Here is a 23354-nt window from a genome sequence, read left to right on the forward strand (position 1 = left end):
CGCCCGGTTACATTCCGAACCCGGAAGCTAAGCCTCACAGCGCCGATGGTACTGCAGGGGGGACCCTGTGGGAGAGTAGGACGCCGCCGAACAATCATTCCAAAAAGACCCCCTCCCATTCGGGAGGGGGTCTTTTTGCGTTACCCTCTGCGAATGCAGAACCTGACCCTGACCTGGCAGACCGCCGGGGGCGCCGCCGCCGTGCTCTACGGTGGCGCGTACGTCGCCGCGAGGGTCCGGAGGCCGGGGGTGTCGGCGCTGCTGCGGGAGGCCGGCACGCTGCTGGCGCTGTTCGCGCTCTGGCAGCTGGTGGGGCACCTGTCGGTGATGAGCGCGGACCACGCGTTGGACCGGGCGGGCTGGATCCACCGGACCGAGCGGGCGGTGGGGCTGCCGGACGAGGCGTCCTGGCAGGCGGCGGTCACGCCGTACCCGGTGCTGGTGCGGCTGGCGAACTACTACTACGCGGTCATGCACTTCGCGGTGATGCTGGGGGTGCTGCTCTGGGTCTTCCTGCGGCACCGGGAGCGCTACGCGTGGGTGCGCAACACGGTGGTGATCACCACCGCGGTCTGCCTGCTGGTGCAGTTCGTCCCGGTGGCGCCGCCGCGGATGCTGCCGCAGAGCGGGTTCGTCGACGTGGCCGCCGAGTACGGGCAGTCGGTGTACGGCGGGGCGGTCGGCGGGGTGGTGGTGGCCGACCAGCTGTCGGCGATGCCCTCGGTGCACGTCGCCTGGTGCGTGCTGGCGGCGGTCGCGGTGGTGCGGGTGTCGTCGAGCCCGTTCCGCTGGCTGGTGCTGCTGCACCCGGTGCTGACGGTCGCGGTGGTCGTGGTGACGGCCAACCACTTCTGGGCGGACGGCATCGTCGCGATCGCGATCCTGCTGTTCGCCTACGCCGTCCTGGCGTTGACGGCACGGCGACGGGGCCGGGCCTCCGTCGAGACGGAGACCCGACCCCGAGCCGGTGCCGAGGACCGGCCCCAGCAGGTCGGCTGAGAGCCCGGGCAGGTCACTTGACCGGCAGGGCGACCTTCCCCCAGGAGCCGTTGCTCAGGGCGGAGGTGGCCCAGTACCAGGCGGCGAGCCCGGCGACCGCGGCGATCCAGCCGGCCGCCTTGGCGAGGCCGCTGTAGCTGCCGAGGACGGCGATGGCGTTGAGCACCAGGGAGAGCGTGAACAGGCCGTAGACGGCGCGGCTGACCAGGCCCGCGCCCCAGCTGGCGGCCGTGAGGCTGAGGGCGAGCAGGGCCCACAGCAGCAGGAACAGTCCGACGGCGTTCTTGCTCGCGCCGCCCGCCACCGACCAGGTCGCCCAGAAGGCGCCGAGGCTGGTGAAGGCGGTGCCGGTGAAGCCCTCGCCGCCGCGGAGCTGCCACAGGCCCGCGATGAAGAGGGTGACGCCGCCGAGCAGATGGGCGAGGTGGGCCGCGTCCCCGACGCCGGTTCCGTGCAGGATCCCGGTGGAGAGCAGACCGTAGGCGAGCAGTGTCAAGCCGAGGGCGAGGTAGCCGAGGTTACCCGCGTCGGCTCCGGTGGAGCGGGCGTTCGTTGCCCCGGTAGCGTCGTTGCTCACCGGAGGCTCCTTTCACTCTGGGCGCGCGCAGGGCGCAGTAACGCTTGGTGTCGTCTCGATGAGGGGATGCGCGCGACCGCGCCGAGGGCGCACGGCGAAGGGCGTGCGGGGGCAGCGGTCAGAAGTGAGGTCAGAAGTGGTGGGCCGGCGGAGAGCCGCTGGTCACGTCCTCGTCGGGGGATTCCCCGGCGAGATCGGTGTACCCGGCACGGTCTGCTTGTACCCTTGTGAAGATAACAATTTGTGACGATGTCAGTTATGGAGTGCTCATGGCTGACGCCGGGTCGGGACCCGCAGGGTCAGGATCGCCATGTCGTCGGACGGCGGCTCCGGGGCGAAGCGCTCGACCGCGCGCTGCACCCGCATCGCGACCGCGCCGGCGGTCAGGCCGGTGCAGCCGGTGAGTACCTCGGCGAGGCCGTCGTCGCCCAACATCCGTCGGCCCTCCCGGCGTTCGGTGACGCCGTCGGTGACGCAGAGCAGGACCTCGCCGGGGGAGAGCACCAGGTGCTCGGCGGTGAGTTCGAGGTCGTCCATGACGCCGAGCAGCGGCTGCGGAGTGGCGGCCCGGTCGACCTGGCCGTCGGTGCGCAGTCTCAGCGGCAGCGGGTGGCCGGCGCAGACCAGGGACAGTTCGGTGCTGCCGTCCGGGCGGGGCGTCAGTTCGCCGTAGAGCAGGGTGAGGAAGCGGCTGCGCGAACCCTCGTCCAGGATGGCCGCGTTGAGTCGGCGCAGCACCTGCGGGGCGTCCAGGCCCTCGCGGGCGAGCAGCCGCAGCGAGTGCCGGGCCAGGCCGGTGACGGAGGCGGCCTCGGGGCCGGTGCCGCAGACGTCGCCGATGGCGAAGCCGTAGGTGCCCTCGCGGATGGTGAACAGGTCGTAGAAGTCGCCGCCGACCTCGTTGCCCTCGCCGGCGGCCTGGTAGTAGACGTCCACCTCGACGCCCGGGATCTCGGGCAGGTCCGGCGGCAACAGGCTGCGCTGCAGGGCCTGGCTGGTGGCGGTGCGCTCGGAGTAGAGGCGGGAGTTGTCGAGGGCGAGGGCGGCCCGGCGGGAGAGGTCCTCGGCGAGTTCGAGGATCTCCTGGCGGAACCGCACGCCGGCCGGGACGCCGAGGGCGAGCAGGCCGATCACCCGGTTGCGGGCGGTGAGCGGCAGGACGACGGTCTCGCCGAGCAGGCCGGCGAGTTCGGGGCTGTCGATGAGGCCGCGGGAGCGGGCCGTCTCGGTGGGCGCCGTCCAGAAGCGGACGCCGTGGGTGGGGCCGGCCTCGGGGGAGGCGGTCTTGTCGAGCAGGTCGCGCAGCGGGTCGATCCGGTCCTCGTCCTCGTGCAGCACGAAGGCGAGGCGGGCCGCGGAGCTGTGGTCGCCGTTGGTGTAGACGGCGCACCAGGAGGCGAGGGTGGGGACGGCCATCTGGGCCATCAGCGCCAGGGTCTGCTCGTGTTCGAGGGTGCCGGCCAGCAGGTCGGAGGCCTCGACGAGGAAGGAGAGCGAGCCGCGGCGCAGCCGTTCGAGCTCGGTCAGCCGGGTGCTCTCGACGGCCAGGGCGACCCGGTCGGCGGCGAACTGGAGGCGCAGCGCGTCCTCGTTGTCGTAGCGGCCCGGCGCGGCGGTGGCGATGCCGAGGGAGCCGATCAGGCGGCCCTCGACCTTGAGCGGCACGGTGACCAGGGAGCGCATGCCGCTGCCGGAGAGCAGCGGCAGGCCGGTGGGGCGGGAGTCGAGGTCCTCGTGGACGGAGGGCAGCCGGGCGGAGTCGTAGCGGTTGCCGGTCTCCACCGGGAAGCGGGTGTGCCGGCGGTGCCCGGTGGTCAGGCCGGTGGCGGCGCGGACCTCGAACTCGGCCTCGTCGTCGGTGGTGAGCAGCAGGTAGGCGGCGTCGGCGTCGAGCAGGTCGCGGGCGCGTTCCACGGTGCGCTGGAGCAGGGTTTCGAGGTCGTCGGGGGCGACCGGGCCGGCCAGCAGGTCGAGCCGGGGCCCGGTCGGGTCGGGGCGTTCGCCGGGCAGCGCGCGGGCCGGGGAGCGCAGCACGGCGCGGTCGGGTTCGAGGACGAGCAGACAGAGGGTGGTGGGGACGCCCTCGGTGTCGCGCACCCGAACCTGGACGCCGTAGACCTCGACCTCCTCGCCGTCGGGCCGGCGCACGCCGTAGCCGCCCTCCCAGCGGGCCAGCCGGAGGGTGTCGGTGAGGCCGAGGCCGCGGCCGGGTGCCTGCGGCCAGACCGCCAGGTCGGCCCAGGGGCGGCCGAGGACGGTGGCGGCGGGGTGCCGGAAGAGCGCCTCGGCGTCCGGGTTCCAGGCCAGCACGCGGCCGTCGTCGTCGAGTTGGACGACGGCGACGTGCACCGGGCCGGGGCCGCTGGGCAGGTCGCTGCCGGGGGTGGCGGGAACGGCGTAGCGGGTGCCGGTCACGTGTGCGGGCAGGGCGAGCCGGAACCAGACGGTCTTGCGCCCGGCCGCGTACTCGACGCCCCAGCGCTCGGCGAGGGCGGAGCACATCAGCAGGCCGCGGCCGCCCTCGCCGTCGGGGTCGGCGTAGCGGTCGGAGGCGGTGACCGGCCCGTCACCGAGGGAGGGCAGGCCGCGCTCGGGGTGGTGGTCGGTGACCTCGATCCGGACGGTCTCCTCCTCACGGAGGCAGCCGACCTCGGCGGCGGTGCCGGCGTGCACGACGGCGTTGGTGACCAGTTCGCTGACCAGCACGACGGCGTCGTCGACGACCTCGGGCAGGCCCCAGCCGAGCAGCGCATCCCGGACGAAGCCCCGGGCGGCGGCCGCGGACCGGCCGTCGGGGTCGAAGGTGGCGGCTGCGCGCGCGGTGACCACGTTGCCACTTCTCCTCTGCTGCTCTTGCCCTGACTGTCCGGGGTTCGGCGCCGACCTCCCCCTGCGCGCCGTCGGTGGGCGGCGCTGGGTCGGGCCGTGGCCCGGTGCAGCGCTCCACCCTACTTTCCGCTTGGTTCCCCGTGGGGGCGGGGCCGTGAAACAGGCACCAGAGGGTGATTCTGCCCACCTGTTTCGGACGGTGCGGGGACAACCGAGCGCAACCGGCCGTATACCCGATGCCAGTGCTGCCAGACTGGGGGGTCCGCGACGGCCGGTGGGAGCAGTACGGTCGTGTGGGTGCCGGCGGGCCGTGGGGTCCGGCCGGTGCGCAGCCCAGCCGGGCCGGTGCCCGGTTCGTGCCGTACCGGCGCGGCGGTCACCGGACAGTACACACGATGTGGGAGGGGCCCGTTGAGTTCGGCCACCAAGGACGCAACCAAGGACGCAACCGGTACGACGCCGCCCGCTCCGCGCGGGGGGCGGTCCGGGACGGCGCCGCGGATCGCGGCCGGCCGGCGAGCGGCGCACAACCGCAGTGCGGAGCCGGCCGAGTTGCGCAAGCTGCTGGCCGCGCTGACGGCGATGCGGGACGGCAACTTCCGCCGCCGGCTGACCGTGCCGGGGGACGGGCCGCTGGCGGAGATCGCCGCGGTGTTCAACGAGGTCGCCGAGCGCAACCAGCACCTGACCGGTGAACTGGCCCGGGTGCGGCGGGCGGTGGGCCGCGAGGGCCGGCTGAACGAGCGGCTGGAGACCGGCGCGGGCGAGGGCGCCTGGATGGCGGCCGTCGACAACTGCAACGCGCTGATCGACGACCTGGCCCGCCCGATGGCCGAGGTGGGCCGGGTGCTGAGCTCGATCGCCGAGGGCGACCTGGACCAGAAGATGGAGCTGCGCTCGCTGCACAGCAACGGGGTGAGCCACCCGCTGCGCGGCGAGTACCTGAAGATCGGCCGGACCGTCAACGGACTGGTGGACCAGCTCTCGGAGTTCACCGACGAGGTGACCCGGGTGGCCCGCGAGGTGGGCACCGAGGGCAAGCTCGGCGGCCAGGCCAAGGTCCGTAGCGTGTCCGGCAGTTGGAAGGACCTGGCGGACTCCGTCAACACCATGGCGGGCCGGCTCACCGCGCAGGTGCGCAACATCGCCCAGGTGACCACGGCGGTGGCCAAGGGCGACCTGTCCCGCAAGGTGACCGTCGACGTGGCCGGCGAGATGCTGGAGCTGAAGAACACCGTCAACACGATGGTGGACCAGCTGAACGGCTTCGCCGCCCAGGTCACCACGGTGGCCCGGGACGTGGGCACCGAGGGTCGGCTCGGTGGTCAGGCGCAGGTGCCGGGCGTGGCCGGGGTGTGGCGCGAGCTGACCGATTCGGTGAACTTCATGGCCGACAACCTGACCGGCCAGGTGCGCAACATCGCCCAGGTGACCACGGCGGTGGCGCGCGGGGACCTCTCGCAGAAGATCGAGGTGGACGCCCGCGGCGAGATGCTGGAGCTGAAGAACACCATCAACACGATGGTGGACCAGCTCTCCGGCTTCGCGGAACAGGTGACCCGGGTGGCCCGCCAGGTGGGCACCGAGGGCCGGCTCGGTGGTCAGGCCCAGGTGCCCTGGGCGGCCGGGGTGTGGCGGGACCTGACCGACAACGTCAACTTCATGGCGAACAACCTGACCGATCAGGTGCGCAACATCGCCCAGGTGACCACCGCGGTCGCCAAGGGCGACCTCTCGCAGAAGATCCAGGTGGACGCCCGCGGGGAGATCCTGGAGCTGAAGAACACCATCAACACGATGGTGGACCAGCTCTCCGCCTTCGCGGACGAGGTGACCAGGGTCGCCCGCGACGTCGGCACCGAGGGCATCCTCGGCGGCCAGGCGAGCGTGCCGGGGGTGTCCGGGACGTGGAAGGACCTGACCAACAGCGTCAACCTGATGGCCAACAACCTGACCAGTCAGGTCCGCAACATCGCCGAGGTGACCACGGCGGTGGCGCGTGGTGACGTGTCGAAGAAGATCACCGTCGACGCCCGGGGCGAGATCCTGGAGCTGGTGACCACCGTCAACACCATGGTCGACCAGCTGTCGGCCTTCGCCGACGAGGTGACCAGGGTCGCCCGCGAGGTGGGCACCGAGGGCATCCTGGGCGGCCAGGCGCGGGTGCGCGGGGTGTCGGGGATCTGGAAGGACCTGACCGACAACGTCAACTTCATGGCGTCGAACCTGACCGGACAGGTGCGCAACATCGCCGAGGTGGCCTCCGCGGTGGCCCGCGGCGACCTCTCCAAGAAGATCACCATCGACGCCCAGGGCGAGATCGCGACGCTCGCCGGGACCCTGAACACCATGGTCGACCAGCTGTCCGCGTTCGCCGTGGAGGTCACCAGGGTCGCCCGGGAGGTCGGCACCGACGGCACCCTGGGCGGCCAGGCGAGCGTGCCGGGCGTGGCCGGCATCTGGAAGGACCTGACCGACAACGTCAACCAGATGGCCAACAATCTCACCGGCCAGGTCCGCAACATCGCGCTGGTGATCACGGCGGTCGCCCGCGGCGACCTCTCGCAGAAGATCGACGTCGACGCGCGCGGCGAGATCCTCCAGCTGAAGACCAACATCAACACCATGGTCGACCAGCTCTCGGCCTTCGCCGACGAGGTCACCCGGGTCGCCCGCGAGGTGGGCACCGACGGGCGGCTCGGCGGCCAGGCCCGGGTGCCCGGGGTGGACGGCACCTGGCAGGACCTCACCGAGTCGGTGAACGAGCTGGCCAACAACCTGACCCGGCAGGTGCGCGCGATCGCCCAGGTCGCCACCGCGGTGACCAGGGGCGACCTGAGCCTGCGGATCGACGTGGACGCCGCCGGTGAGCTCGACGAGCTCAAGGACAACATCAACCAGATGATCGCCAACCTGCGCGAGACCACCCGCACCAACCAGGAGCAGGACTGGCTCAAGACCAACCTGGCCCGGATCTCCGGCCTGTTGCAGGGCCGCCGGGACCTGGAGGCCGTCGCCTCGCTGATCATGACCGAGCTGACCCCGGTGGTCTCCGCCCAGCACGGCGCCTTCTTCCTGGCCCAGCCGGCCGGTCGGACCGCCGAACTGATCACCGAGGACGACGACGAGAACGACACCGTGCTGCGGCTGATCGGCAGCTACGGCTACCAGCGGCGGGCGATGCCGACCACCTTCCGGCCGGGCGAGTCGCTGATCGGCCAGGCCGCGGTGGAGAAGCGGGCGATCATCGTCAAGGAGGCGCCGCCCGGGTACCTCAAGATCGCCACCGGCCTCGGCGAGGCCTCGCCGGCCCACATCGTGGTGCTGCCGGTGCAGTTCGAGGGCCGGCTGCTGGGCGTGATCGAGCTGGCCACCTTCAGCTCCTTCACCACCGTCGCACTGGACTTCCTCAACCAGATCGCGGACCTGATCGGCGTCACCGTCAACACCATCAGCGTCAACACCAAGACCGAGGGGCTGCTGCTGGAGTCCCAGCGGCTCACCGCCGAACTCTCGATGCGCTCCGCCGAGTTGGAGGCCCGCCAGGAGGAACTGGAGCGCACCAACGAGGAGTTGCAGGAGAAGGCCGAGCAACTGGCCCAGCAGAACCGCGACATCGAGATCAAGAACAGCGAGATCGAGGAGGCCCGGCAGGTCCTGGAGGAGCGTGCCGAACAGCTCGCCCTGGCCTCCCGGTACAAGAGCGAGTTCCTCGCCAACATGTCGCACGAGCTGCGCACCCCGCTCAACTCGCTGCTGATCCTGGCCAAGCTGCTCTCCGACAACAACGAGGGCAACCTCTCGCCCAAGCAGGTCGAGTTCGCCGACACCATCCACGGCGCCGGCTCCGACCTGCTCCAGCTGATCAACGACATCCTCGACCTGTCCAAGGTCGAGGCCGGCAAGATGGACGTCCGCCCGGCCCGGATCGCGCTGGTCCAGCTGGTCGACTACGTCGAGGCCACCTTCCAGCCGGTCGCCCTCGACAAGAACCTGGACTTCGCGGTACGGATCTCGCCCACCCTGCCGGTCACCCTGCACACCGACGAGCAGCGGCTCCAGCAGGTGCTGCGCAACCTGATCTCCAACGCCGTCAAGTTCACCGACACCGGCGGCGTCGACTTCTCGATCAGCGCGGCCGGCCGGGACGTCCCCCAGCACGTGCGCGAGCGGCTGCTGGAGTTCGGTTCGATCCAGGGCCCGGACGACGAGCTGATCGCCTTCTCCGTCTCCGACACCGGCATCGGCATCCCCGGCAACAAGCTGCGGGAGATCTTCGAGGCGTTCAAGCAGGCCGACGGCACCACCAGCCGCAAGTACGCCGGCACCGGCCTCGGGCTGTCGATCAGCCGCGAGATCGCCCGGCTGCTCGGCGGCGAGATCCACGCCGAGAGCGAGCTGGGCAGGGGCTCGACCTTCACGCTCTACCTGCCGCTGCGCACCGACGCCCCGGACGCCGCCACCGAGCGCCCGGGCGGCGCGAACCCGCCCGCGCTGCGCGCCACGGTCGGGGTGACCCCGGTGGGCCTGCCGGTGCCGGTCGGCGAGAGCCCGGCCGACCACTGGGCCCAGGAGGTCCGGGAACTGGCCGAGGAGCGCCGTCGCGGCGCGGTGGAGCGGCGGCGCAGCGCCGCCCTGGAGAGCGCCGCCGCCCCGCGGGCGGTGGAGCCCGCCCAGCAGTACCGGCCGGCCCGCGGCGACACCCGCTTCGACGGCCAGCAGGTGCTGATCGTGGACGACGACGTGCGCAACGTGTTCGCCCTGACCAGCGTGCTGGAGCAGCACGGGCTGACCGTCCTGTACGCGGAGAACGGCCGCGAGGGCATCGAGATGCTGGAGCAGCACGAGAACGTGGCGCTGGTCCTGATGGACATCATGATGCCGGAGATGGACGGCTACGCGACCACCGAGGCGATCCGCCGGATGCCCCAGTTCGCGGGCCTGCCGATCATCGCGCTGACCGCCAAGGCGATGAAGGGCGACCGGGAGAAGTCGCTGGAGGCGGGTGCCACCGACCACATCACCAAGCCGGTGGAGACCGACCACCTGCTGTCGGTGATGTCCGAGTGGCTGAACGGCGACCGCGCGAGTGAGTGAGCGAAGCGCGTGAGCCGTCGACGGGCGCGGCCGGTGCGGCGTGAACCCCGCCGTTCGCGCCTGCCGGTCGGCCGGTTTGCTGGCGGTCGGGCCCGGGAACCCGGTAGGGTCACCGAGCGTTGCGAACAGTGACCGGACGGCGACACGCTGCTGAGCGTGCGCCGGAGCACTGGCTGCGCGCCGTTCCGGATCGGTCACGACGGAGCGATGTGCCGGGCGAGGGGGTGCGGCTAGCATGACCGGGGTAGCGGTGGGCAGTACGCGGGTGCCTACACCGGGCGGCAGGCAGGCGACAGGAGGGCGAGCCCCGATGCAGAAGGCCAAGATCCTCCTGGTCGACGACCGGCCGGAGAACCTCCTGGCGCTGGAGGCGATCCTCTCCGCCCTGGACCAGACGCTGGTGCGCGCCGCCTCCGGCGAGGAGGCGCTCAAGGCGCTGCTGACCGACGACTTCGCGGTGATCCTGCTCGACGTCCAGATGCCCGGGATGGACGGCTTCGAGACCGCCGCCCACATCAAGCGCCGCGAGCGCACCCGGGACATCCCGATCATCTTCCTGACCGCGATCAACCACGGCCCGCACCACACCTTCCGCGGCTACGCGGCCGGCGCGGTGGACTACATCTCCAAGCCCTTCGACCCGTGGGTGCTGCGCGCCAAGGTCTCGGTCTTCGTCGACCTGTACGTCAAGAACTGCCAGCTGAAGGAGCAGGCCGCGCTGCTGCGGCTGCAGTTGGAGGAGGGCGGCGGCGAGCCGGCCCTCGGCGGGGCGCTGCTCGGCGAGCTCTCCGCGCGGCTGGCGGCGGTCGAGGAGCAGGCGGAGGCGCTGGGCAAGCAGCTGGACGGGGCCGAGGACGCCGGGGTGGCCGCCACCGCGGCGCACCTGGAGCGCAAGCTCGCCGGACTGCGCCGGGCCCTGGACGCGATGCGCCCCGGCAGTGCCTAGGCCCTGTCCGGTCGTCTGAGGTTCACCCGTCCGGGTGGTCCGCTGCGGCGTCCGGGTGAATCCCGGTCAGCGTGACGGTGTGTCTGCGACACGGCGGGGCGCCCCGGCTCGGCCGCATGGGCACTGGTCGCCCGCCCCGGTAGGCTGCTGACCCATGGCCACTCGTACGCCCGGAAACGCCGCACGCAAACCGAGTCCGGGACCGTCCAAGAAGGCCGCGGCCAAGGCCCCGGGCAAGCCGCCCGCCAAGAAGGCGGCCGCCCGCCGGGCCCCCGCGAAGAAGGCGGCGGCCAAGTCCGCCCCGCCGCCCCCGCCGCGCCGCTCGGTGCTGATGGGCGCGCTCAACGCGATCGCCAGCCCGATCGCCGCGATCTTCCGCGGCTTCGGCGACGGCGCCAAGAACCTGCACCCGGCCCACCGCAAGGACGGGCTGGGCCTGCTGCTGTTCGGGCTCGCGCTGGTCGTCGCCGCCGGCACCTGGTTCAGCTCGGAGGGCTGGCTGAACGGGGCTGCCACCGCGGTGGTGTCCGGGCTGTTCGGGCGGCTCGACGTGCTGGTGCCGTTCCTGCTGGCCGGGATCGCGATCCGGCTCTGGCGCCACCCGGAGCTGCCGGAGGCCAACGGCCGGATCGTGATCGGGCTGAGCACCCTGCTGATCGGCATCCTCGGTCTGGTCCACATCGGCTGCGGCGCGCCCACCATGGGCAGCGGCGCCTCCCGGATAAGGGCGGCCGGCGGGATCATCGGCTGGGCCGCGTCCACCCCGATGATGGCCGCGGCCGGTGCGGTGCTGGCCGTGCCGCTGCTCCTGCTGCTGGCCTTCTTCGGTCTCTTGGTGGTCACCGCCACCCCGGTCAACCGGATCGGCGAGCGGGTGCGCGGGCTGGGCGTGCGGCTCGGGGTGGTGGAGCCCGGGACCGAGGACGAACTGCGCTGGGGGCGTACGCCGGAGCACGAGCCGTCCACCGATCCGCCGGAGGACGCCGATCCGGACGCGCTGCCCTTCACCCTGGACACCGACGGTGACGGCCCGACCGACGAGGTGGCCGCCCGCCGGCGCCGCCGCCGGCGCAAGCCGGCCGCCGGGGACGACGAGGAGCAGCCGGAGGCCGTGCGGGTCTCGCTCGACAAGGAGCCGCTGGACCCGTACGCCACCCGCGACCTCGCCGCCGGCGCGGCCGCCGACCTGGACGGCGCGCTGGTCTACGGCGTCCCCGCCTCCTCGGCGGTGGCGGACATGATGCACCAGGTCAAGGACCTCACCGCGGTGCCCGAGGAGCCCGCCGTCCCGGCCGCCCGCAGCGGCGGCCCGGGCGCGCCCGCGGAGCACGGCCCGGCGCCGGTGCGGATGGAGCAGCTCCAGCTCGGCGAGGGCGTCACCTACGCGCTGCCCTCGCTCGACCTGCTGGAGCGCGGCGGCCCGGCCAAGGCCCGCAGCGCCCTGAACGACGAGGTGGTGGCCCAGCTCACCGGTACCTTCGCCGAGTTCAAGGTCGACGCGAAGGTCACCGGCTTCACCCGCGGCCCGACGGTCACCCGCTACGAGGTCGAGCTCGGTCCGGCCGTCAAGGTGGAGCGGATCACCGCGCTCGCCAAGAACATCGCGTACGCGGTGGCCAGCCCGGACGTGCGGATCATCAGCCCGATCCCCGGCAAGTCGGCGGTCGGCATCGAGATCCCCAACCGGGACCGGGAGATGGTCAACCTCGGCGACCTGCTGCGCTCGCGCACGGCCGCCGAGGACACCCACCCGATGGTCGTCGGCATGGGCAAGGACGTCGAGGGCCACACCGTGATGGCCAACCTCGCCAAGATGCCGCACATCCTGGTCGCCGGTGCGACCGGCGCGGGCAAGTCGTCCTGCATCAACTGCCTGATCACCTCGATCCTGGCCCGGTCCACCCCGGACGAGGTGCGGATGGTGCTGGTCGACCCCAAGCGGGTCGAGCTGACCGCGTACGAGGGCATCCCGCACCTGATCACGCCGATCATCACCAACCCCAAGAAGGCCGCCGAGGCCCTCCAGTGGGTGGTGCGCGAGATGGACCTGCGCTACGACGACCTCGCGGCGTACGGGTTCCGGCACGTGGACGACTTCAACGCGGCGGTGAAGGCCGGCACGGTCACCCCGCCGCTCGGCAGCGAGCGGGAGCTGCGGCCGTACCCGTACCTGCTGGTGATCGTCGACGAGCTGGCCGACCTGATGATGGTGGCGCCGCGGGACGTCGAGGACTCGGTGGTCCGGATCACCCAGCTGGCCCGGGCGGCCGGCATCCACCTGGTGCTGGCCACCCAGCGGCCCTCGGTGGACGTGGTCACCGGTCTGATCAAGGCCAACGTGCCGTCCCGGCTGGCCTTCGCGACCTCCGCGATGGCCGACTCCCGGGTCATCCTGGACCAGCCCGGCGCGGAGAAGCTGATCGGCAAGGGCGACGCGCTGTTCCTGCCGATGGGCGCGAGCAAGCCGATCCGCATGCAGGGCGCGTTCGTCACCGAGGCGGAGATCGCCAAGGTGGTGCAGCACTGCAAGGACCAGCTGTCCGCGGTCTACCGGGACGACGTGACGGTCGGCGGCGGGCCGAAGAAGGAGATCGACGAGGAGATCGGCGACGACCTGGACCTGCTGATCCAGGCGGCCGAGCTGGTGGTCTCCACCCAGTTCGGCTCGACCTCGATGCTCCAGCGCAAGCTCCGGGTCGGCTTCGCCAAGGCGGGCCGGCTGATGGACCTGATGGAGTCGCGCGGGATCGTCGGCCCGAGCGAGGGCTCCAAGGCCCGCGACGTGCTGGTGAAGCCGGACGAGCTGGACGGGGTGCTGGTCACCCTGCGGGGCTGAGGGCGGCTCCGCAGGGCCCCCTGGAGGGCCCCGCAGGGCTGACGGGCCGCCGCCTCCGAAGGGGTTCACTCGTTCGGAGGAGGGTAGGCGCGGAGCGGGGAACCGAATGTCCGTACGCCGCGTCACAGGCCGGAAAGCACACTCGGGCCGGAAGGACGTAACGTCCCCGCGCGTCCCCGCTGACGACCGGTCAGCGGGGGGCCGGCCCCGGCGGGGGCGGGCGCGCGCATTCGGGCCCGTTCCGCTTGAGAAACGATCCGCCCACGCCCCTAGACTGTTCTCCAGCAGGTGGCCATCCGCTCGAAAGGCGTGCCCCGTGACCATCGGCAAGTCCTCCGACCGCGATAACGCCCCGTCGTCCGTCGAGCCGACCGACGACGCGGCGCAGGCGGCCGATGCCCCGAGCATCGGCCGGGTGCTGTCCGCCGCCCGGATCGAGGCGGGACTCACGGTGGACCAGGTGAGTACCGCCACCCGAGTGCGGGTGCCGATCGTCCATGCCATCGAGGAGGACGACTTCGGCCGCTGCGGCGGCGACTTCTACGCCCGCGGCCACATCCGCTCGATCGCCCACGCCGTCGGTGCGGACGGCGAGGCACTGGTGGCCCGCTACGACGCCGCCCACGGCGGCTCACCGGCCTCCAAGCGCCCCGCCACCCAGCTGATCGACAGCGGCCCGATCAAGGTGCCCGGCCGCAGCCGGCCGAACTGGGCCGCGGCCATGGTCGCCGCGATCGTCGCGGTGGTCGTGCTGATCGGCTTCAACCTGGTGAGCGGCAAGGGCGGCCACGGGACCACCGGCTCCGCCAGCGCGCCGCTGCCCAGCGGCTCCGGCACCGGCTCGGTCGCCCCGGCCACCCCGACCGTCCAGCCGCCGGCGCCCGCCCCGAGCGCCGCGGCGATCGCCGCCGTCCCGGCCGACAAGGTCACCGTGAAGCTCGTCGCCGAGGGCACCAGCTGGGTCTCGGCGATGGACGGCAGCGGCAAGTCGCTGTTCCAGAACAACATCAGCAACGGCCAGGACCAGACCTTCACCGACCCCAAGCAGATCAAGCTGGTGCTCGGCAACGGCGGGGCCGTGCACGCGTACGTCAACGGCAAGGACCTCGGCGTCCTCGGCAAGGACGGCCAGGTGGTGCACGTCACGTACACCCCCGGAGACCCCCAGGCAGGCTGACCACGGGGCCCGTCGAGGGCGTCGATGATCAGCTGATCCGTGGCACACGGCCTCCGGGGCGAACGGCACCGGAGGCCGCGCGTTAATCTTGGGCCTATGCCTGAACGCCGTACTGTCGCCCTTGTCACGCTCGGATGCGCCCGCAACGAGGTGGACTCCGAGGAACTCGCCGGGCGACTGGAAGCCGACGGCTGGTTGCTCGTCGACGATGCCGCCGAGGCCGATGTCGCCGTCGTCAACACCTGCGGCTTCGTCGAGGCCGCCAAGAAGGACTCCGTCGACGCCCTGCTGGAGGCCAACGACCTCAAGGGACACGGCCGCACCCAGGCCGTCGTCGCGGTCGGCTGCATGGCCGAGCGGTACGGCAAGGAGCTCGCCGACGCGCTGCCCGAGGCCGACGGGGTGCTCGGCTTCGACGACTACTCGGACATCTCCGACCGCCTGCAGACCATCCTCTCCGGCGGCCACCACGCCCCGCACATCCCGCGCGACCGCCGCAAGCTGCTGCCGATCAGCCCGGCCGAGCGGCAGTCCGCCGCCGAGGCCGTCGCGCTGCCCGGCCACGGCGCCGAGGCCGTCGCCGAGCCGATCTCCGACCTGCCCGCGGGCCTCGCCCCGGCCTCCGGCCCGCGCACCCTGCGCAAGCGGCTGGACGACAGCCCGGTCGCCTCGGTCAAGCTCGCCTCCGGCTGCGACCGCCGCTGCTCCTTCTGCGCCATCCCGGCCTTCCGCGGCTCCTTCATCTCCCGCCGCCCCTCCGACGTGCTGAACGAGGCCCAGTGGCTGGCCGGCGAGGGCGTCCGCGAGATCGTCCTGGTCAGCGAGAACAACACCTCGTACGGCAAGGACCTCGGCGACATCCGGCTGCTGGAGACGCTGCTCGGCGAGATCTCCGCGATCGAGGGCGTCGAGCGGGTGCGGGTCTCCTACCTGCAGCCGGCCGAGATGCGCCCCGGACTGATCGACGCGATGACCGGGACCGCCGACGTGGTGCCCTACTTCGACCTGTCGTTCCAGCACTCGGCGCCCGCGGTGCTGCGCCGGATGCGCCGCTTCGGCTCCACCGACCAGTTCCTGCAGCTGCTGGGGACCATCCGGGACAAGGCCCCGCAGGCCGGCGCCCGGTCCAACTTCATCGTCGGCTTCCCCGGTGAGACCGAGGAGGACTTCGCCGAGCTGGAGCGCTTCGTCACCCACGCCGGGCTGGACGCGATCGGCGTCTTCGGCTACTCCGACGAGGACGGCACCGAGGCGGCCACCTACGACGGCAAGCTGCCCGAGGACGTCGTCGCCGACCGGCTGGACCGGCTGAGCCGGCTCGCCGAGGAGATGACCGCCCAGCGGGCCGAGCAGCGGATCGGCACCGAGGTCGAGGTGCTGATCGAGTCGATCGAGGACGGCGTGGTCGAGGGCCGCTCCGCCCACCAGGCCCCGGAGACCGACGGCCTGACCACCCTGCACGGCGTCGAGGACCCGCAGGTCGGGCAGTTCTGGCGGGCCACCGTGGTGGCCAGCGAGGGCGTCGACCTGATCGCCGAGGCGCTGGAGCAGGTGCGAGCGCCCAGCACCGCGGGGGCCGAGGCTCCGGGAGTCGGGGAATGACCAAGGGGCCCGGCGCCCCGGCCGCGGCCCACCCGGGCAGACCGGCGGCCGCGCTGCCGCCGGTGCCGGGCATCTGGAACATCGCCAACGTGCTCACCATGATCCGGGTGCTGCTGGTGCCGGTCTTCGTGGCACTGCTGTTCGCCGACGACGGGCACAACCCCAAGTGGCGGGCCGTGGCCTGGGCCGCGTTCGCGATCGCGATGATCACCGACCTGTTCGACGGTGAGCTCGCCCGCCGCAAGGGCCTGGTCACCGACTTCGGGAAGATCGCCGACCCGATCGCCGACAAGGCGATCATGGGCTCGGCGCTGATCGGCCTCTCGGTGCTCGGCGACCTGCCCTGGTGGGTCACCGTGGTGATCCTCGCCCGCGAACTCGGCATCACCCTGATGCGCTTCTGGGTGATTCGCTACGGCGTCATCCCGGCCAGCCGCGGCGGCAAGCTCAAGACGCTGACCCAGGGCACCGCGGTCGGCATGTACGTGCTGCCGCTGACCGGCTGGCTGGCCACCGGGCGGGCCGTCCTGATGGCGCTGGCGGTGCTGCTGACCGTGGCCACCGCGCTGGACTACATCGGACAGGCGGCGCGACTGCGCCGCGAGGGCACGGCCGCGGAGCGCGCGGACCGGTAGGAACGGGGGACCTCGGTGACGGACTACCAGCTGGCCGAACGGGTGCACGCCGCGCTGCGGGCCGAGGGCGGCACCCTGGCCGTCGCCGAGTCGCTGACCGGCGGGCTGCTGGCCGCCGCACTGGTGGACGTCCCCGGGGCCTCGGCGACCTTCCGCGGCTCGGTCACCGCGTACGCCACCGAGCTGAAGGCGTCGGTGCTCGGTGTGGACGAGGGCCTGTTGGACGTGTACGGTCCGGTCCACCCGGTGGTGGCCCGGCAGATGGCCGAGGGCGTGCGCGGGCTGCTGGGCGCGACGTACGGGCTCGCGACGACCGGGGTGGCCGGTCCGGAGCCGCAGGACGGGCAGCCGGTGGGCACCGTACACCTGGCGGTCGCGGGCCCGGGGGGAACTCTGGTCAGCTCTCCCCTGCTGTCGGGCGCGCGTGCCACAATCCGTCACGGGGCGGTGACCGCCGCACTGGAGCTGCTGGTCGGCCGGCTCGCTCGATAGGGGCCCGCGGCCGGATCTCCACCGAACCGGGATCTGCCGAACGGGCGCGGGTATGGCACAGCTGGAGGATCGTGTTACATCCAACGGCCTGGTTGGGCAGAAACCAGGTGGCGAACGAGTTGCGTGACGGTGGCCGGGTGGGCCAGGTCGGGTACCACGAGGGGCCCGCGAACCCGGGTACGACACCGGAACAAGGAGGGGGACGGCCTTGCAGCCCAGAGTGAACACGACCAGGGTCCCCGCACGCGAAGCGGGCAAGGCGGTACGGTGGGGGCGTGACATCTCGATCCGCAGTCCGAGGAGGGAGGCACCGATGATCCTGCTCCGTCGCCTACTGGGCGATGTACTGCGTCGGCAGCGCCAGCGCCAGGGCCGCACACTCCGCGAGGTGTCGGCGGCAGCCAGGGTTTCGCTCGGATACCTCTCCGAGGTCGAGCGGGGACAGAAGGAGGCCTCTTCGGAGCTGCTCTCCGCCATCTGCGACGCACTCGACGTCCGGATGTCCGAGGTCATGCGCGAGGTCAGCGACGAACTGTCGCTCGCCGAACTTGCGGCGATGGCCACCCTCTCCGAAGGTGATCTGCTGAGGCCGGTACTCGAACCGGTTCCGCTGCCCGCCCCCGGCACCGACCGGGCGAACATGTCGCCCAAGGCCGCCGCGATGGACGTGGTCGCCGCCTGATCCCGGCCTCGTACCTCCCGGGCGCCCGTCCACGACGGGCACGAGAAGCCCCGGGGCGAACGGAGGAGGGCGGTCGTGCGAAGAGTCGCGACGGTGCGCGCGGTGGCCCGAATACGGCTGCGGATGCGGAGATCGGTGCCCCGGTCGGTCCGTTGGGTCCTGACGTTCCTGGTGGCCGGGCTCGCCTGGTGGCTGGTCGCCTTCCGGGGCCAGCTGGCCGACGGCGCGGTGCTCGGGCTCCTGGCGGCCGGCGGCTGGGGACTCGGTCTCATCCCGGTCCACGCCGACCGGAACGCGACCGGACCGGTCCGGCGCCCACGCGGGCGCGAGGAGGCCGTGGGCCGGGCGGAGGCACAGCCGCCTCCGATCGGGTGAATCGACGTGGCCGGAGGCCGCGGGGTCGTTGACTCCGCGGCCTCCGTGCTGTTCCGCCGCCCACGCGGCGGCTACGGCCTCAGTCGCAGGCCGCGGGGCGTGGCGTGGAAGCCCGCCTCCTCCAGGGCGCGGCCCAGCTCGGAGCCCAGCGCGGGCTCGCCGTTGGCACGCTCGACCGTGACGCTGCCGAGCGCGCCCGCGCGGACCGCCCCCGCGAGCGCTCCGGCGGCCAGCGCCAGGGTCGCGTCCTCCTCCGGCCAGGCCAGCAGGGACTTGCCGCCCCGCTCCACGTAGAGCGCCAGCTCGCCGTCCACCAGCACCACCAGGGCGCCCGCCTTGCGGCCGGGGCGGTGGGCCTTGGACTCCCTGGCGCCCGGGGCCCCGTCCTTGGCACCCGCAGAGGCGGGCGGCTCGGGCCAGGGCAGTGCCGCGCCGTAGGCGTTCGCCGGATCGGCGGCGGCCAGTACCAGCAGCTGCGGCGGCTCGGTGGCCGGGGCGGCCGGCCACTCGGTGGCCCGGGCCCGCTCCAGCCGGCCGTTGACCGAGCGCAGCCGGTCGGCCGCGCCCTCCATCGCGAACTGGGCGCCGCCCAGGCCCTCGACGAAGTAGCCCCGGCGAGCCCGGCCGCGCTCCTCCATCGCCGCCAGCACCCGGTACACCCCGGCGAAGCCGCCGGGCACCCGTTCGGCCGCCACCGTGCCGCGGGTGAGCAGACCGTGCCGGTCCAGCAGGCTCTGCGCCCGGGCGGTGGCCCGGACCGTCGGATCGGCGGCGAAGGCGGGCAGCAGCGACCAGCGGCCGACCACCGTCGGCGGGCCGCTGCGCAATGCCCCGCCGGTCCGGCCGAAGGCGCGGCCCGCGCCGCCGTAGCGGCCGCGCGGGGTGGCCCGGGGGGCGCGGTGGGCGGTGGCGCCCGCCGTCCGGCCGGAGCCGAGCAGGGCGCGCAGTGGGGCCAGGGTGTCGTTGCTGACGTATCCGGCCCAGACCAAGTCCCACAGCGCCTCGACCACCTCCGGCTCCGGCGTCTCCTCCGGCAGCTGCTGGACGAGCTGGCGGAAGAACAGCCCGTAGCCGCCGGCCAGGGCCTGCATCAGGGCGCCGTGCAGCGGGGTGAGCGCGGGCGGGACGGGCTCGGGACGCAGCAGGTGGGCGTTCTCGGCCAGGTGCAGGCTGAGCCAGCCGTCCTTGCCGGGCAGCGCGCCGGCGCCGCACCAGCCGATCTCGCCGGCCGCCATCAGCTCGTCCAGCAGGCCGGGGGAGTAGTCGGCGAGCCGGGCCGGGAGGATCAGCTTCTCCAGCGCGGAGGCGGGCAGCGCGGTGCCCTGGAGCTGCTCGACCACCCGGAGCAGGCCGTCCGGGCCGCGCAGCCGGTGGCCGCCCAGGTGCTGCCACTGCGGGAGGAAGGCGGCCAGGGCGCGCGGCGGGACGGCCTCGACCTCCTGGCGCAGCGCCGCCAGCGAGCGGCGTCGCAGCCGGCGCAGCACCTCGGCGTCGCACCACTCGGGGGCGGTGTGCCACTCGGCGGCGGTATGGCCCTCGGCCGGGAGGAACTGGCCCTGCACCAGGCGGCCGGCGGCGGTGAGCCGCTGGAGGGTGCCGGTGACGACCGCGGTGCCCAGGCCGTAGCGGGCGGCCGCCCCGGCGGCGGTGAACGGGCCGTGGGTGCGGGCGTGCCGGGCCAGCAGATCGCCCAGTGGGTCCTTGACCGGCTCGGTGAAGGCCTCGGGGACGCCGACCGGCAGCGGGGTGCCCAGCGCGTCGCGCAGCCGTCCGGCGTCCTCGATCGCGGCCCAGCGCTGCTCGCCGGCGATCCGGACCTGGATCACCCGGCGGGCCGCCTCCAGCTCCAGGGCCCAGAGCGGCTCGGCACCGCGCGCGGTCAACTCGGCCTCGGTGAGCGGCCCGAGCAGCCGCAGGGCGTCGGCCACGCCCTCGGCGTCCTTGATCCTGCGCTCGGGGGTGAGGCGTTGGAGCTCGGCCTCCAGCTCGGCGAGGACCTGGGGATCGAGCAGCTCGCTCAACTCGGCCTGGCCGAGCAGCTCGGACAGCAGCCGGGAGTCGAGCGAGAGGGCGGCGGCCCGGCGTTCGGCGAGCGGGGAGTCGCCCTCGTAGAGGAACTGGGCGACGTAGCCGAAGAGCAGCGAGCGGGCGAACGGTGAGGGCTCGGGGGTGGTGACCTCGACCAGGCGGACCGCGCGGGACTCCAAGTCCCCCATCAGCTCGACCAGGCCGGGGACGTCGAAGACGTCCTGCAGGCACTCCCGGACGGCCTCCAGGACGATCGGGAACGAGCCGTACTCGGAGGCGACTTCGAGCAGCTGGGCGGCGCGCTGGCGCTGCTGCCAGAGCGGGGTGCGGCGGCCCGGGCTGCGGCGGGGGAGCAGCAGGGCGCGGCCGGCGCACTCGCGGAAGCGGGAGGCGAACAGGGCGGAGCCGCCGACCTGGTCGGTGACCAGTTGCTCGATCTCGTCGGCCTCGAACAGGGCGGCGTCGGCGCCGACCGGGGCCTCGTCGGAGGCCGGACCGGCTGGTTCCGAAGGGCTGCTGAAATCGAAGTCGGGGGAGAGCAGGTCGGCGTCCGGGAGGCGGAGCACGATGCCGTCGTCGGCGTGCATGACCTGGGGGTCCAGACCGTGCTTCTCACGCAGCCGGGCGCCGAGGGCGAGGGCCCAGGGGGCGTGCACCTGGGCGCCGAAGGGGGAGTGGATGACGATCCGCCAGTCGCCGAGCTCGTCCCGGAAGCGCTCCACCACGATGGTGCGGTCGTCGGGGAGGTGACCGCAGGCCGTCCGCTGCTCGGCGAGGTAGTCCAGCAGGTTGGCGGCGGCCCAGTCGTCCAGGCCGGCCCGCTTGAGGCGCTCGGTGGCGGCCTCGGGCGGGAGGGCGCCCAGCTCGCGGGTGAACGCGCCCAGGGCGCGGCCGAGTTCGAGCGGGCGGCCGAGGGTGTCGCCCTTCCAGAACGGGAGTCGGCCGGGGACGCCGGGGGCGGGGGTGACCAGCACCTTGTCGTGGGTGATCTCCTCGATCCGCCAGGAGGTGGTGCCGAGGGTGAAGACGTCGCCGACGCGGGACTCGTAGACCATCTCCTCGTCGAGCTCGCCGACCCGGCCGCCGCCCTTTCCGCCCTTTCCGCCCTCTCCGCCCGTCTTCGCGTCGGCAGCGGCGCTGCCGGCGATGAAGACGCCGAACAGGCCCCGGTCGGGGATGGTGCCGCCGGAGGTGACGGCCAGTCGCTGGGCGCCGGGACGGCCGGTCACCGTGCCGGCCACCCGGTCCCAGACCACCCGGGGGCGCAACTCGGCGAAGGCGTCCGAGGGGTAGCGGCCGGCCAGCATGTCGAGCACGGCGTCGAAGGCGGACTGGGGGAGGGTGGCGAAGGGCGCGGCGCGGCGGACCACGGTGAGCAGTTCGTCCACCGGCCACGCGTCCAGGGCCGTCATCGCGACCAGCTGCTGGGCGAGCACGTCCAGCGGGTTGCGCGGGATGCGCAGGGCCTCGATCCGGCCTGCCCGCATCCGCTCCGTCACCACGGCGGACTGCACCAAGTCGCCCCGGTACTTGGGGAAGAAGACGCCGGTGGACACCGCGCCGACCTGGTGGCCGGCCCGGCCGACCCGCTGCAGGCCGGAGGCGACCGAGGGCGGGGACTCGACCTGGACGACCAGTTCGACGGCGCCCATGTCGATGCCCAGCTCCAGGCTGGAGGTGGCGACCACGGCGGGCAGCCGGCCGGCCTTCAACTCCTCCTCGACGAGCGAGCGCTGCTCCTTGGAGACGGAACCGTGGTGGGCCCGGGCGATGACCGCGGGCGCGCCCTTGGCGGCGCCCGAGCCGCCCATCAGCTGGGCCGGGGCGTGCGCCCCGGGGATGGCCGTGCCGGTGGCGCGCTCGTGGGCGATCTCGTTCAGCCGGTTGCACAGGCGCTCGGCCAGGCGACGGGAGTTGGCGAAGACGATGGTCGAGCGGTGCGCCTCGACCAGGTCGACGATCCGCTCCTCGACGTGCGGCCAGATCGACTGCCGGCGCTGCGGGTCGGATTCGGCGGCGCCGCCGGCGGCCGGGGCGGCGGGCAGGTCGTCCAGGTCGGGGACGGGGACGACCACCGAGAGGTCGAACTCCTTGGCGGCGGGCGGCTGGACGACGACCGCGCCGCGCTGCGGGCTGAGGAAGCGGGCCACCTCCTCCACCGGGCGGACGGTCGCGGACAGGCCGATCCGGCGGGCCGGGCGGTCCAGCAGCTCGTCCAGCCGCTCCAGGGTGAGCGCCAGGTGGGCGCCGCGCTTGGTGCCGGCGACCGCGTGCACCTCGTCCAGGATCACCGTGTCCACGCCGCGCAGGGCCTCCCGGGAGGCCGAGGTGAGCAGCAGGAAGAGCGACTCGGGGGTGGTGATCAGGATGTCCGGCGGGTGGGTGGCGAAGCGGCGGCGATCGGCGGCCGGGGTGTCGCCGGAGCGGATCGCGACCTGGACCTCGGGCTCGGGCAGGCCCTGCCGGACGGCGGCCTGGCGCAGGCCGGTCAGCGGGGCGCGCAGGTTGCGTTCGACGTCCACCGCGAGGGCCTTGAGCGGGGAGACGTAGAGCACCCGGCAGCGGCGCTTGGGCTCGGCGGGGGGTGGGGTGCTGCTGAGCCGGTCGAGGGCGGAGAGGAAGGCGGCCAGCGTCTTGCCGGAGCCGGTGGGGGCGACCACCAGGACGTCCGTCTCCCGCTGGATGGCGCGCCAGGCCTCGGACTGGGCGGTGGTGGGGGCGGAGAACGCACCGGTGAACCAGGCCCGGGTGATCGGGGCGAAACCGGCCAGGGGGTCGGCGGGCTGGGGCGCGTCGGGCTCGGGTGTGTCGGCGGGTGGGGTCGGGTGCTGGGGCGCCATGCCCCCATGGTGCCGGGTGGGACTGACAAGTGAGGTGGGATGCGGGGGTGCGGGGGTGCGGGGGTGCGGGGGTGTGGGGGCGCGGGGGTGCGGGGGTGCGAGGGCGCGAGGGCGCGAGGGGGTGAGGGGCGGGGGCGCGAGGGTGCGAGGGGCGGGGTGTAGTTGCGGGGGCGGGAATGATGATCGGCTCATATGGTGAGGAATCGGGCGCGTGATCAGACCGTGACCGGGCCGTAGGG

13 protein-coding genes and 1 rRNA gene are annotated in these 23354 nt (G+C 73.2%); 11 read left to right on the forward strand and 3 right to left on the reverse strand.

Features of this window, described 5'->3' with window-relative positions; genetic code table 11:
- Both rrf and ACZ47G_RS39025 read left to right on the forward strand, forming a co-directional pair.
- Positions 1 to 92, forward strand: a 5S ribosomal RNA gene (gene rrf / locus ACZ47G_RS39020); the annotation flags it as partial.
- Positions 93 to 153: 61 nt separating this feature from the next.
- On the forward strand, positions 154 to 999 hold the full coding sequence (locus ACZ47G_RS39025; protein WP_465751171.1) for a phosphatase PAP2 family protein: 846 nt from the start codon (positions 154 to 156) through the stop codon (positions 997 to 999).
- Between the two features lie 13 nt (positions 1000 to 1012).
- Here ACZ47G_RS39025 and ACZ47G_RS39030 read toward each other — a convergent pair whose 3' ends face one another.
- Positions 1013 to 1576, reverse strand: coding sequence for a GPR1/FUN34/YaaH family transporter (locus ACZ47G_RS39030; protein WP_465751173.1), 564 nt, complete (start codon positions 1574 to 1576; stop codon positions 1013 to 1015).
- A 267-nt stretch (positions 1577 to 1843) separates the two neighbouring features.
- Positions 1844 to 4405, reverse strand: coding sequence for a SpoIIE family protein phosphatase (locus ACZ47G_RS39035; protein ID WP_465751175.1), 2562 nt, complete (start codon positions 4403 to 4405; stop codon positions 1844 to 1846).
- Between the two features lie 582 nt (positions 4406 to 4987).
- Between ACZ47G_RS39035 and ACZ47G_RS39040 the strand changes: the two genes are divergently transcribed.
- From ACZ47G_RS39040 to ACZ47G_RS39080, 9 genes are all read left to right on the forward strand, one after another.
- Positions 4988 to 9502: a HAMP domain-containing protein gene (locus tag ACZ47G_RS39040; protein ID WP_465751199.1), complete on the forward strand. Its 4515-nt coding sequence runs from the start codon at positions 4988 to 4990 to the stop codon at positions 9500 to 9502.
- Positions 9503 to 9812: 310 nt separating this feature from the next.
- Complete coding sequence (locus ACZ47G_RS39045; RefSeq protein ID WP_380462135.1) at positions 9813 to 10448, forward strand: response regulator; 636 nt, start codon at positions 9813 to 9815, stop codon at positions 10446 to 10448.
- A 154-nt stretch (positions 10449 to 10602) separates the two neighbouring features.
- Positions 10603 to 13284 carry a DNA translocase FtsK gene (locus ACZ47G_RS39050; RefSeq protein ID WP_465751178.1) on the forward strand — a complete coding sequence of 894 codons (2682 nt, stop codon included), beginning with the start codon at positions 10603 to 10605 and terminating at the stop codon, positions 13282 to 13284.
- A 316-nt stretch (positions 13285 to 13600) separates the two neighbouring features.
- A complete protein-coding gene (locus ACZ47G_RS39055) occupies positions 13601 to 14461 on the forward strand; it encodes a helix-turn-helix domain-containing protein (RefSeq protein ID WP_465751180.1) in 861 nt (286 codons plus the stop codon).
- A gap of 96 nt (positions 14462 to 14557) precedes the next feature.
- The gene (gene rimO / locus ACZ47G_RS39060) at positions 14558 to 16063 is read left to right on the forward strand and encodes a 30S ribosomal protein S12 methylthiotransferase RimO (protein WP_465751181.1); all 1506 of its coding nucleotides are present in this window, start codon (positions 14558 to 14560) and stop codon (positions 16061 to 16063) included.
- Positions 16060 to 16698, forward strand: coding sequence for a CDP-diacylglycerol--glycerol-3-phosphate 3-phosphatidyltransferase (gene pgsA / locus ACZ47G_RS39065; protein ID WP_465751183.1), 639 nt, complete (start codon positions 16060 to 16062; stop codon positions 16696 to 16698). Before rimO ends, pgsA begins: the two co-directional genes overlap by 4 nt.
- 15 nt (positions 16699 to 16713) lie before the next feature.
- Complete coding sequence (locus ACZ47G_RS39070; protein ID WP_465751185.1) at positions 16714 to 17190, forward strand: CinA family protein; 477 nt, start codon at positions 16714 to 16716, stop codon at positions 17188 to 17190.
- A gap of 313 nt (positions 17191 to 17503) precedes the next feature.
- Entirely contained in the window at positions 17504 to 17872 is a 369-nt protein-coding gene (locus ACZ47G_RS39075; RefSeq protein ID WP_049660741.1) for a helix-turn-helix domain-containing protein, read from the forward strand.
- A gap of 75 nt (positions 17873 to 17947) precedes the next feature.
- Positions 17948 to 18247 (forward strand): hypothetical protein, encoded by a 300-nt coding sequence (locus tag ACZ47G_RS39080; RefSeq protein ID WP_465751187.1) that lies wholly within the window; start codon positions 17948 to 17950, stop codon positions 18245 to 18247.
- 71 nt (positions 18248 to 18318) lie between these two features.
- Here the strand turns inward: ACZ47G_RS39080 and ACZ47G_RS39085 are convergent, their stop codons facing one another.
- Positions 18319 to 23115: an ATP-dependent helicase gene (locus ACZ47G_RS39085; RefSeq protein WP_465751189.1), complete on the reverse strand. Its 4797-nt coding sequence runs from the start codon at positions 23113 to 23115 to the stop codon at positions 18319 to 18321.
- Between the last annotated feature and the right edge of the window lie 239 nt (positions 23116 to 23354).

The organism is Kitasatospora sp. NPDC030952 (assembly GCF_055571335.1).

Coding starts and splice junctions, on each gene's coding strand:
- ACZ47G_RS39025 (WP_465751171.1), top strand. CDS start 154: ATGCAGAACCTGACCCTGACCTGGCAGACCGCCGGGGGCGCCGCCGCC.
- ACZ47G_RS39040 (WP_465751199.1), top strand. CDS start 4,988: ATGCGGGACGGCAACTTCCGCCGCCGGCTGACCGTGCCGGGGGACGGG.
- ACZ47G_RS39045 (WP_380462135.1), top strand. CDS start 9,813: ATGCAGAAGGCCAAGATCCTCCTGGTCGACGACCGGCCGGAGAACCTC.
- ACZ47G_RS39050 (WP_465751178.1), top strand. CDS start 10,603: ATGGCCACTCGTACGCCCGGAAACGCCGCACGCAAACCGAGTCCGGGA.
- rimO (WP_465751181.1), top strand. CDS start 14,558: ATGCCTGAACGCCGTACTGTCGCCCTTGTCACGCTCGGATGCGCCCGC.
- pgsA (WP_465751183.1), top strand. CDS start 16,060: ATGACCAAGGGGCCCGGCGCCCCGGCCGCGGCCCACCCGGGCAGACCG.
- ACZ47G_RS39075 (WP_049660741.1), top strand. CDS start 17,504: ATGATCCTGCTCCGTCGCCTACTGGGCGATGTACTGCGTCGGCAGCGC.
- ACZ47G_RS39085 (WP_465751189.1), bottom strand. CDS start 23,115: ATGGCGCCCCAGCACCCGACCCCACCCGCCGACACACCCGAGCCCGAC.